This is a genomic window from Wolbachia endosymbiont of Drosophila tristis, from assembly GCF_028981745.1.
Lineage (GTDB): Bacteria > Pseudomonadota > Alphaproteobacteria > Rickettsiales > Anaplasmataceae > Wolbachia > Wolbachia pipientis.
The window spans coordinates 1-11,672 of sequence record NZ_JAPQLN010000099.1 but is presented as its reverse complement, the minus strand read 5'-3'; the positions used below and the strand labels follow the sequence as shown (position 1 = coordinate 11,672).

Here is an 11,672-nt window from a genome sequence, read left to right as displayed (position 1 = left end):
GATAGGCACAAGTTTTATAAGTTGTGTAACGAATATGATATAAAGACAAAAATTCCACCAATAAACAATGCGGCAGAACATCCAGAAATAGATTATATGTCTGACAGGAATGCTGCTATTAGGTTAATAAAATTATACGGTGAAGATGGCATGAAAGAATGGAAAAAAGAAGTAAATTATGGGAAAAGATCTTATATTGAAGGGTTTTTCTCAAGATTAAAGCAAATATTCGGATTTAGTTTTAGGAATAAATCTGAGATAAATCGAGAAAAAGAACTAAATGCTATTTGCTTAATAAATTCACTGATATTGGTATGGCTAAATTTGAGATAGTTACATGAATTTACCATAAATCACCATCTCATAAAGTGTGATGCAACAAAGCCATCCCAGTGTCTGGGCACTGGGATGACACCCTTTTGGATGGAAACCAGTGTCAGGTACTCGGATGACACCATTTACAACCACTCTCCTACCCTTTCTAGCTGTTTATAGCTGTTAAATCTCAGGAATTTATCAAAATATGGAGAGGCAATAAAGGGTGTGGAATTACTTAAATAGTGAGATAAAAAAACAGGCAGATCATTTTTTAATTCTTGCATTTTGTATCTATAATTTTGTATAGAAATAACTTTTATTTTATCATAATCAAGTTTCCAATAAGCAAGTTCTGAGACTTCTCTTTTTATTATATGTTCTACCGCTAAGGCTTGTAAAATTAATTGCGGAAAAAATCCCGACATTACTTCTTCATTGGAAGGTGGTGTACCAAGCTTATAGTCTATAATTGCCACTTGCCCACTTGGTAGATACTCAACTCTATCACATCTTGCTATCAGTGAAATTTCTTGTGGCTTATTTGTCATCCAAGCAGTTTCATACTGATCACAAGAACCAGTGTCACGCGCTGGAATATGAAATATCGGACAGGAAAAGTTCTTTTCCAACTCAACATAGTTGCTTCGAGTTTCATCAAATTCGACAAAAGATTGAATTATCTTTTGTAGTCTTACCCACCACATATTTGAAAAATTAAACTGACTAGTCGAGAATGCTTCTCGTGCAATGCTCATTGGAGATTTTTTGTTGCGTAAATATCTTGCAAGAATGTTGTGTACCATAGTGCCAAATTCCAATATCGATGGCTTGAAATTCAAGTCTCTTAATTGTTTAAGACCCAGTATATATTCAACGTAAAATGAATAAGGATTACGAATTAGCTTTTCTATTGCACTGCAAGACATCACCTGCATTTTTTCTTTTCTAACTTCGGTTTGAGGTTTTGGCATAGGCTGAGTACATGGAACAGTACATTCAGGCGTATTTAATATCCTTAGCCAATCACGATACGGCTGCTTCCCCTCCTTGAGTAGAATTTCCAAACGCTGCAATAGAATTGGCTTTCTATGGCTTAGCGATCTTGTAATATAAACCTTACTTGCACAAAACAAATTGTGTAAAGTATAAAAAAAATACCCCTGCTCTTCTTGTGCAGAAGGAAGATTAAATTTTTCTCTCGTAAGTGCATTCAAAAGCGGACTTTGAAAGCTTGGCGCTTCATTAAATCCAGCAAGTATTACAACTTTGTTGTGATATAAGCTGAATTTATTCAAGTCACTTGCTACAAAGAAAAACTCTTTCTCTAAAAATAAGGTCAGAATTTGGCTATATAACTCTAAGGAGCATTTAATTCCTACACCCTCACATGCATTTGAGAAATTACAGGTAAAATTACCTATTTCACTATTTAGCTCTGAAAAATTTATACCAGATAATATATTAATACACTGCAAATGAGTTGCTACCACATCGAAAATAGAGCAATTTATAGAACGAAGTAAAGGATTAAATATAACCTCTAACTTACTGATAATAAGTAATATATCTTCTTTGTATTTTAGCTTTTTATGGGCATTGATAGCATTTATAATATCGCTCAGACCATTTGTACTAAAGTTGCGTAATATCTCTATTTCAAATTCAGATAAAATCCGAGTGTACTCTTCTTGAGTGTAACCAAAAGTCACTAGCCTATGTTTAAGGAGCGAAAGTAATGACACACTGCTCCAATTTGAGGTCAAAACTTCGATACTATAAAGCAGAAGCGTTATATAAGGGTAATTTTCCGGTATGGCACTGTGTTGCCTTGATAAACATGCTATACGAGCTGCAAGTAATTTATCAAAGACGACCAAAGAAATGTTTTCATAACCTTCATTTTCTATAATTAATGATGTCACTTGTGCTTCTTCCTCTCTGGAATCACAAGTGATGACTTCAATATTGCCAACATGTCCACTACTAACTTTGCTTAGATCGGCAGTTGTATCAAAGACGTAATCTAGATATTCCTCAGGACTTCCTGTTATCCCAGCCCTTTCTTCTGTCATCCAAGTAGCTGACACTGGGATCCAGTTTTCATTATACAGCCACCTGGTGCGCTCATTTAAAGTTAAGTTTTCTGGATCCCAGTGTCTGGGCACTGGAGAACACGCTTCTGGCAGAAAACTCACATCCCTTCTATCCACTTTTAAATAATCGAGCAGATCTTTCAGGCAATATTGATAATGTTTTTTATCAAGCGATTTCCAGTCTTTCTCTTTAATTTTCAAATTCAAGTTAGGCAAAATTATTTTTCCAAATGGCAGATCATATATAGCCCTAATTAACGACTTATCCTTTCCAATTCCAACAAAGATTATATATTGGTCTTTTTGTAAAGAGATTATCATATTGTTTATGTAATCACTCTTATGTTTTAATATATCTACTACTTCTAAATCTTTTAAAGTTTTACTCCAAGTCTCAGTGAGTAAGCTTATGAAATTCTCTATTTTTTTTGAATGTTCATCAAATTGATAACAATCCGTTGTTTGGGTAGATTGAATTTTATCAAGCAGTGATGGCAGGCTATAAGCTAAATCAATTGGAAAATTATCATTATTTTTTCTATTCCACTCCAATATGAATTGAATGAGTAGCAGTGTCCTTTTTGTTGGCTTGATAACTTTAACCCTATCAAGATTTAATATTAAATCTTCCTCATCAATATTCTCTAGCGAAACTATCTCTGGCAAAATTATGCATTTTTTAGCGTTATGATTCTTGAATGCACTCAGCAGCGCTATCACATCCCTCTTGCAAGGAAGTATGATTTTTACTTCAGGAATTTTTTCTCTTTCATATTCAGAAAATATGTGCTGAACCAGCACATCAAAAAGAGATTCATCCACATTAACGGTAAAAACTCTTCCCACTAACAGTAACAATTAATACAATATTTTATTGTATAGAAATTATTCAAAATATAAACGTGCTTGTATGCTATTATATATTAAAATTTTTTATAACATTACATGGCAAACATTAGAATAGAAGTTTTAAATAAATGCGAGCAAATTGGCTGCAGATGGTTAGTCAACGTTTACTCGATTTACATACGCAAAGAATTACCATCCAAATTATATGAAGAAATTTGCGGGCTATTTTATAATAAAGTCATACAAGACTGCCGTTATTATTCCTACAATGAAAACCTTGAAGAAGTTCCGTATGATTTCATAGAACCACAAGCAAAGTGGGGCTTGGAAATAAGCTTCCTACCTGGCATGACCGATAATGTAGGCAACACAGTGAAACAAATTGTTAGAGAGTATTTAATAAGCAAAGGCTATATCGACCAGCCTGTCATCCCAGCCCCTTCTTTTGTCATCCCAGTGCTTGACACTGGGATCCAGAAAGAGAAAACGCAGATTCCAGCGTCACGCGCTGGAATGACACCAATTGAGATCAAAGCAAGAAGTTCAAAATTGATTCTAAGTCAAGGAGATTTACCAACCGAAGATGATATAAAACAAGAGTTCAACCCCATCACTGAGTATTGCACACTTATCTGTAAAGAAAATAATAACTATAGCTGGAAATATTATGGTAAATATAAGTCATTAAATACCCACTCCGGTGTCATTCCAGCGCGTGACCAGGAAAAAAAAGAATGGATCCCAGTGTCAAGCACTGGGATGACAGAAAAAAAGGCTGGGATGACAAAAGAGAGCACTGGAGTGATATCAAGTAGTAATGGGGCTAAATCTGTTGATTTAAATGTAAGTGACCAAGAACTTGAGAAAATCAGCAGAGATGGAATCGATGGTAATGGCACTTTAGGGCTCTCGCTGGCAGCAATGAAAGCTATAAAGGATTACTTTAAAAAACTTGGTAGAAATCCATATGATATTGAACTTGAGTCTCTGGCACAGACTTGGTCTGAACATTGTAAACACAATATTTTTTGCTCCCCTATTGATGAAATAAAAGACGGTCTATATGCTCATTATATTAAGCGTGCAACGCGTGAGATAAATTCTGACATATGCGTGTCAGTTTTCTCCGACAACGCAGGAGGAATAATTTTTGATGACGATTACTTGATTGTAGATAAAGTTGAAACTCACAATAGCCCTTCAGCTCTTGATCCATTTGGTGGAGCAATGACCGGAGTGCTTGGAGTTAATCGCGATATAGTGGGTTTCGGGAAAGGCGCAGAGCCTATAATGAATACCTATTACTTTTGCTTTGCCAAAGAAGCAAAAGGCAAATTTTATAGGGATAAAGAGCGCACTGATGAGATCTTACCGCCAAAATATATAATGAAAGAAGTGATTCACGGTGTTAATGTTGCTGGTAATTGCTCTGGTATTCCAACACAACTTGGATCGGTATATTTCGACGATAGATTTTGTGGCAAGCCATTAGTTTTTGTCGGAAGCATTGGAATTATTCCACGCAATATAAATAATGCACCTTCACACATTAAAGGACCAAAAAATGGCGATAAGATTGTAATTATTGGCGGAAGAGTTGGAAGAGATGGAATTCACGGTGCAACGTTCTCTTCAGAGGCTTTATCGGGAAATAGCCCTTCAACAATTGTGCAAATTGGTGACCCTATAACACAAAAAAAATTATCCAATGCCGTCATAAAAGCAAGAGATCTTGATCTTTATAATGCAATAACGGATAACGGAGCAGGTGGGCTGTCGTCGTCTATTGGTGAAATGGGAAAAGACGGATTTGAAGTTGATTTGAGCAAGGTTCTCCTTAAAAACGATGGTATGGCTCAGTGGGAAATATGGATATCAGAATCACAAGAGAGAATGACCTTAGCAGTGCCAGAAGAAAATCTCCCTATGTTTAAGCAAATCATGAAAAAACATGATGTGGAGGTTTGTGTGATTGGAGAGTTTAATGAGAGTGGTAAAGCTGTTGTTAAATGTCCTGAAGGGACAGTAATAATGGACATCGAAACTGAATTTCTGCATGATGGTAATCCCAAAGTGCATTTACAGACGAAACCGTGGTCTAAGGGGCTTCCAGCGCTATGCGCTGGAATGACAACAAGTTCGCCTTCTTTAGCAATTGAACTAAAAGAAATGCTGAGCAGACCAAACATTTGCAGCAAAGAGTTCATAGTGGTGCAATATGACCATGAGGTTCAAGGGTCGTCAGTGCTGAAACCACTGCAGGGCAAGGGAAGAGTGTGCAGTGAAGCTATTGTTTCAAGGCCAATCCTTTCTTCAAATAAAGGTGTTGTAAAATCGCAAGGATTTGGCTCAAGTTATGGAGAAATTGACACCTACCACATGGCAGCATGTGCAATTGACACCGCGATACGCAACTATGTAGCCGCAGGAGGAAATATAAATCATCTAGCGTTGCTCGACAATTTTTGTTGGTGTGATGCTTATAATCCAGAAAGGTTGTGGCAACTAAAGAAAGCTGCAGAGGCTTGTTACGACTTCGCAACTGCATTTAAAACACCATTCATATCCGGAAAAGACAGTATGTTCAATGACTTCAAGGGATATGATGAAAATGGCGAGAAAGTGATAATCTCTGCACCACCTTCATTACTCATCTCAGCAATTGGAATTATAGAAAATATTGAAAATGCGGTATCGCTTGATGTAAAAATGCCAGGGGACTTGATATATGTGCTTGGAGAAACACTTGATGAACTTGGTAGATCTGAATATCAGTTATATAGTGGAATAGGTAATAACAACGTACCAAAAGTTGATGCAAAGAGCGCTAGGAAGTTGTATGAGCGTTACAACCAGGCAATAAAAGATGGCATAATTGCCTCTGCAATTGCACCAAACTTAGGCGGATTAGTTATTGCTCTGGCAAAATCGCTAATTGCAGGAGACCTTGGTGCTGAAATCGATCTTTCACTAGTGCCAATAGGAAAAATACAAAATACAGACATAATAAACAAGATAATAATGTTTTCTGAATCGCAAAGTAGAATTTTGGTTACTATTGCACCACAAAATCAGAAGAGGTTTGAAGAATTGTTTGAAGGTGCAGTTTATTCATGTATTGGCAAAGTAACAGAGAAAAAGGTGCTAAACATAAAGGATGTTTTAAAAGTAGATCTGAAAGATGTGGCATGCTAATATAAAATATTTTTCTTATTATGCTAAATAACTCTTTTACTATATGTAATGTTTATTTAGAATGAATGTATGTTATTAATTTTGGGTAGGTAATTATGTCTATTTTATCGATACTCCTGTTTATCAGTCTTTCTTTACTCAACACTTCAAATAAATTGATGATATGTGCTGCCTTATTTGTGGGAGCTGCTTTAGTTGTAAATTCAATGGTTGAATTTTATGGCAGAAGCAAAGCTACGTACAACTTAATAGTGTGTACAGCGCTATGTTGTGTTTTTAAATGGCAAAGTTTTAATTTGATGATATTGATTTCATATACTGCAATTTTAGTATCTCTTCTCTCAAGCATAATTATTTTTGAAAAATTGAAGTCCAAGTTGAATTTTCATATGGCAAATTTCATTACTTTAATTATAGCATCAGTGGTTGATAGTGCCGTTGTATGTGTTGGATTACTATACAAATTTTCTGCAGGTAAATGCCTATCAATATATACTAGAGACTTAATTTTTAAGTTTTCTTATGCGTCAGTATTGAGCATCTGTTTGTTTGTAGGAATGTATTTATTTTGCTTGGCAAACAAGAAGTATTTTAAGATTTCCACATAACCTGTTTTCTGATATAGCTAAACTGACTTTGGGTCCTAGGGGTGTATTTGGTGCGTAACAACAGTTTAGAATTTATAGGTAGCCTAAACCCACAACTGTACAAACATTATGATTTGAGCCTATCAGGGGGGTGTCATTCCAGTCTGGAATCCAGAAAAAAGAATGGTGTCATCCCAGTGCTTGACACATAGCTGTACGAACATTCATTTTTGAAGGTAAATTGCACAGCAAATGGTGTCATTCCAGTCTGGAATCCAGAAATTTTGCTTATAACTGAGCTGATGAGCTAAAGGTAGTTGTCTTACGCTAAAACAAACGTTTTTAATTAAGTTGCATAGAACCAGTGTCTGGGCACTGGCCCACTGGTGGGAATTGCTCCTAAACTACAACGTTCGTACAGCTATGTGCTTGACACTGGGATGACATCATAGGGGCACTGGCCTACTTAACCGTCATACCGTCGCGGTATCTCAGCCGCTAACAAGTAGCGGAATGACGATTTATCAAACGCTGCCTAATTTTCCGTAACAGTTGAAAAAATCAATAGAAAATCAATATATCACTATAAATTCACGTATTTTGAGGCTATAATGGTTAATACGTTATATGGTATAATATGGACGATTTTATCAGAGTTAAGGGCGCAAGGGAACATAATCTGCAAGGTGTAGACGTCAATATACCGAAAAATAAGCTAGTTGTTATAACTGGGCTAAGTGGTTCTGGCAAGTCTAGCCTTGCATTTGATACGATTTATGCAGAAGGCCAACGCCGGTACGTTGAAAGCCTGTCAGCTTACGCGCGTCAATTTCTCAACATTCAGGATAAACCAGATGTTGAGTCGATTACAGGTCTCTCTCCTGCAATATCTATCAACCAGAAATCGATCTCAAAAAATCCAAGGTCAACAGTTGGAACTGTTACCGAAATTTACGATTACTTGCGCTTAGTATATGCACGAATAGGAGTTCCTTATTCACCTGCAACTGGATTACCAATAACAAAACAAACGGTGTCTCAAATTGTAGACACTATAATTGCGTTACCTTTAGAAACTAAGATATATATACTTGCCCCTGTTGTGCGTGGTAGAAAGGGAGAACATCTTAAAGAGATATTGGAAATTAAAAGACAAGGTTACGTAAGGTTCAAAATAGATGGTGAAGTGTACAATGTAGATGACTTGCCTAAACTCGATAAGAACAAGAAACACGACGTTTTTGTGGTTGCAGATAGAATATCAATATTGGGCGATATAGGAAATCGACTGCCAAGTAGTATAGAATCCGCACTAAAACTTGGTAATGGTCTAATGTATGTAGAAATAGTAAACCTACCTGACAACCATAATTCCGAGTATAAAAATGGTCAAATTCTGACTTTTTCAGAGAATTTTGCATGCCCCGAGTCTGGTTTCACTCTTGAGGAAATAGAACCAAGATTATTTTCTTTTAACAGCCCTTACGGTGCATGTGGTTCGTGTAATGGGCTTGGTAAAAAACTAAGTGTTGATATAAAGCTAATAGTACCGGATGAAACTCTTTCAATATCTGAGGGTGCTTTAAAGCCAGTGGGATCAATGTTCCGCCAAGTGCACACAGGTTATGGATTTCTAAAAAGTGCAATTCTATCACTGGCTGAAAACTACAAATTTAACCTTGATATTCCGTGGAAGAACATAGATCAAGAAGTAAAAGATATGATACTCTTTGGCTCTAATAAATTTCAAGGTTTGATCAGTATCTTGGAGAACCAGATGGATTATGATGAAACACTTGTTGAGCGATATTGCTCTGTCACTCACTGCAGAGAATGCACTGGCTATAGATTGAGAAAAGAAGCGCTTACAGTAAAAATTGATAGCAAACATATAGGTGAAATATCAGGGCTTAGTATCGATGAATCCCTTAAGTGGTTTGAAAATTTGCCAGACAAGCTCACAGAACAACAGAAGCAAATCTCAAATAAAATACTAAGTGAAATAATCAAGAGGCTAACATTTTTAAAGAATCTAGGGTTGAATTACCTAACGCTTGATCGAGAATCTAGCACTCTCTCTGGCGGTGAGAGTCAGAGGATCAGACTTGCTTCGCAAATTGGCTCAGGATTAACGGGGGTTTTATATGTTCTTGATGAACCCTCGATTGGCCTTCATCAATGTGATAATGATCGGTTAATTGCCACACTAAAAAACTTAAGAGACATGGGTAACACTGTAATCGTTGTTGAGCATGATGAAGATACAATAATGGCTGCTGATTATGCGATTGATATTGGTCCTGGAGCTGGCGTAAATGGTGGAAAAGTTGTTGCAGAAGGAACACCAGACCAGGTGCAAAGAAATTCAGGGAGCATAACAGGGCAATATTTGAGTGGAGAGAAAAAAATTTTAATTCCAAGGAGAAGAAAGCAAGCAACTCAGTTCATAAAAGTAATAAATGCATGTGAAAATAATTTAAAAAATGTAAACGTTAAATTTCCTATAGGGAATCTTATTTGTGTTACTGGAATATCAGGAGGGGGAAAATCAAGTTTAGTCATAGAAACGTTATATAAATATTCAGCACATAAGATACATCATTCGTCTGCAAGGTATGGTCAGTGTGATAGAATAGAAGGCCTTGAATATATAGATAAAGTTATAGAAGTTGATCAGTCGCCAATTGGTAGAACTCCTGCGTCAAATCCAGCAACATATGTTGGTATGTTCACTCATATAAGAAATTGGTTTGCAGGTCTTTCGGAGTCAAAAGCAAGGGGATATAATATAGGCCGGTTTTCATTTAATACCAGAGGGGGAAGGTGTGAGGCTTGTAAAGGTGATGGGCACTTAAAGATAGAGATGCATTTTCTACCGGACGTTTATGTGAAGTGTGAGCAATGTAAAGGGCGAAGGTATAATCGGGAAACATTGGAAGTTACTTATAAAGAAAAATCAATCTCTGATGTGCTTGATATGACGATAGATCAGGCTTGTGATTTTTTTGAAAACCTTCCAATGGTAAAAGAAAAGTTGGTTTCTTTGCAGGAAGTAGGGCTTGGCTATATAAAACTCGGACAGTCGTCAACAACGTTGTCTGGGGGTGAAGCACAACGAATAAAGCTGTCCAAAGAGCTATCAAAACGATTTACCGGAAGAACATTGTATATTCTTGATGAGCCAACAACTGGATTACACTTTGAAGATATAAATAACTTACTAAAAATACTCCATAGATTAGTCAATCTGGGAAACACTGTTATAGTTATCGAGCACAATTTGCACGTTATAAAAACTGCAGATTATATAATAGACATCGGACCAGAGGGCGGAATAAAAGGCGGAGAAGTGATTGCTACTGGAACTCCAGAAGAAGTGGTAAAAATTCCAGAAAGTGTTACAGGCAGGTATCTTAAAACGTATTTATTATAAACTATTTCTTAATTATATTAGGCTAGGTTGCATATTTATGATTTGGAGATAAGAATGTCAGTATATCGATACTTTAGAAGGTACGTTGAATATGGAGTTGTACCTGCTAAGAAAGCAGAAGATAACACACTAGTTCCAGAAAATAGTTTCTATAAATCTGTACGTTACGTTGATAATGTGCTAGGACCTGTGAAAGATGTAATTTGTGGAGTTGAGAGTAAAGACAATTATAACAAGTATTATCAAGATAATGATAAACGTGGGTCACAGGGCAGAGAAAGTGTATTCATTGTGTGCACTTGGTGCTATTTTAGCAGCCAACATAATATTGCAACCTTTATGTTTGATACTATAACTAAAGTGACTTAGGTTTACCGACGATTTGATAAACGACAAATTCGTCATCCCGCTGCTTGTTAGCGGGATCTAGAGATACCGCGGCGGTATGACGTAGGAAAACCTGACTTGCACTAGCTACAGCACCCAGCAGTGGCTCAGTTTGAACTATATTGAAATGGAATAAAAAGTGAAAGAGTGTAAGCTTAAGTTACTTTAGCTATACTATATAAATTATTTTATAATATATTTAATGAGTTGTGAACCTTCTCTTACTAAAAAAAGCTACAAATCTCATATTTCCAAGCGTATGCGTAAGTTGCGAATGTATCATTGATGAAAATCTTAATCTGTGTAGTGAATGCAACAAAAAAATCAATTTTCTAACTAAGCATTACTGCAATGTTTGTGGCGTAGTAATCTCAGACAATATTTATACGTGTGGTAAGTGCATCATCAATCCTCCACCGTTTAAAGTATTAAGATCAGTTTTTGCTTATGATCAACATAGTAGAAACATGAGAGGTTGTCCGGAAACAAGTAAAAGGCTATAATATCTGAAATTTTAGTACGGGGTAAAGATGAGAAAAAAGTATCCAACAGATCTAAGCGAAAGGGAATGGGCAAGAATAGAAAAACACTTCAGAGTATCATACAAGAAAGGAGGAAGGCCGCCAAAGTATAGCAAAAGAGAAATATTAGAAGCAATTTTCTATGTATTGCGTACAGGGTGTCAATGGCGGTATTTACCAAATGATTTTCCGCTATGGAAGACTGTGTATGAGCAGTTCAGGCAATGGAAGAAGCAGGGAATTTTTGAGAAAATGAATTATGAAATTACAAAATATAGTAGAAGAAAAA

General features: G+C 36.2%; 7 protein-coding genes and 2 pseudogenes. 7 read left to right on the top strand and 2 right to left on the bottom strand.

Features of this window, described 5'->3' with window-relative positions; all coding sequences use genetic code 11:
* Positions 1 to 333 (top strand): annotated as a pseudogene (locus OZD64_RS04080) (IS5 family transposase); the annotation flags it as partial.
* Here the strand turns inward: OZD64_RS04080 and OZD64_RS04075 are convergent.
* Positions 334 to 468, bottom strand: a complete 135-nt coding sequence (locus OZD64_RS04075) for a hypothetical protein (protein ID WP_256437677.1) — start codon at positions 466 to 468, stop codon at positions 334 to 336.
* The gene (locus OZD64_RS04070) at positions 459 to 3,257 is read right to left on the bottom strand and encodes a WPE palindromic element domain-containing protein (RefSeq protein WP_274999350.1); all 2,799 of its coding nucleotides are present in this window, start codon (positions 3,255 to 3,257) and stop codon (positions 459 to 461) included. The genes OZD64_RS04075 and OZD64_RS04070 overlap by 10 nt, the downstream gene beginning before the upstream one ends.
* A 99-nt stretch (positions 3,258 to 3,356) precedes the next feature.
* On the opposite strand from OZD64_RS04070, the gene OZD64_RS04065 reads away from it, so the two are divergent.
* The 6 genes and pseudogenes from OZD64_RS04065 to OZD64_RS04040 all read left to right on the top strand — a co-directional run.
* A complete protein-coding gene (locus tag OZD64_RS04065) occupies positions 3,357 to 6,455 on the top strand; it encodes a phosphoribosylformylglycinamidine synthase subunit PurL (protein ID WP_095742772.1) in 3,099 nt (1,032 codons plus the stop codon).
* A gap of 95 nt (positions 6,456 to 6,550) precedes the next feature.
* A complete protein-coding gene (locus tag OZD64_RS04060) occupies positions 6,551 to 7,063 on the top strand; it encodes a hypothetical protein (protein WP_022626376.1) in 513 nt (170 codons plus the stop codon).
* A 616-nt stretch (positions 7,064 to 7,679) separates the two neighbouring features.
* On the top strand, positions 7,680 to 10,475 hold the full coding sequence (gene uvrA / locus OZD64_RS04055) for an excinuclease ABC subunit UvrA (RefSeq protein WP_274999347.1): 2,796 nt from the start codon (positions 7,680 to 7,682) through the stop codon (positions 10,473 to 10,475).
* A gap of 54 nt (positions 10,476 to 10,529) precedes the next feature.
* On the top strand, positions 10,530 to 10,844 hold the full coding sequence (locus tag OZD64_RS04050) for a hypothetical protein (protein WP_010082388.1): 315 nt from the start codon (positions 10,530 to 10,532) through the stop codon (positions 10,842 to 10,844).
* 227 nt (positions 10,845 to 11,071) lie between these two features.
* A pseudogene (locus tag OZD64_RS04045) lies at positions 11,072 to 11,332 on the top strand (double zinc ribbon domain-containing protein); the annotation flags it as partial.
* A gap of 60 nt (positions 11,333 to 11,392) precedes the next feature.
* Positions 11,393 to 11,672: IS5 family transposase (locus OZD64_RS04040; RefSeq protein ID WP_044471353.1), on the top strand; the 280-nt coding region annotated here is incomplete at its 3' end.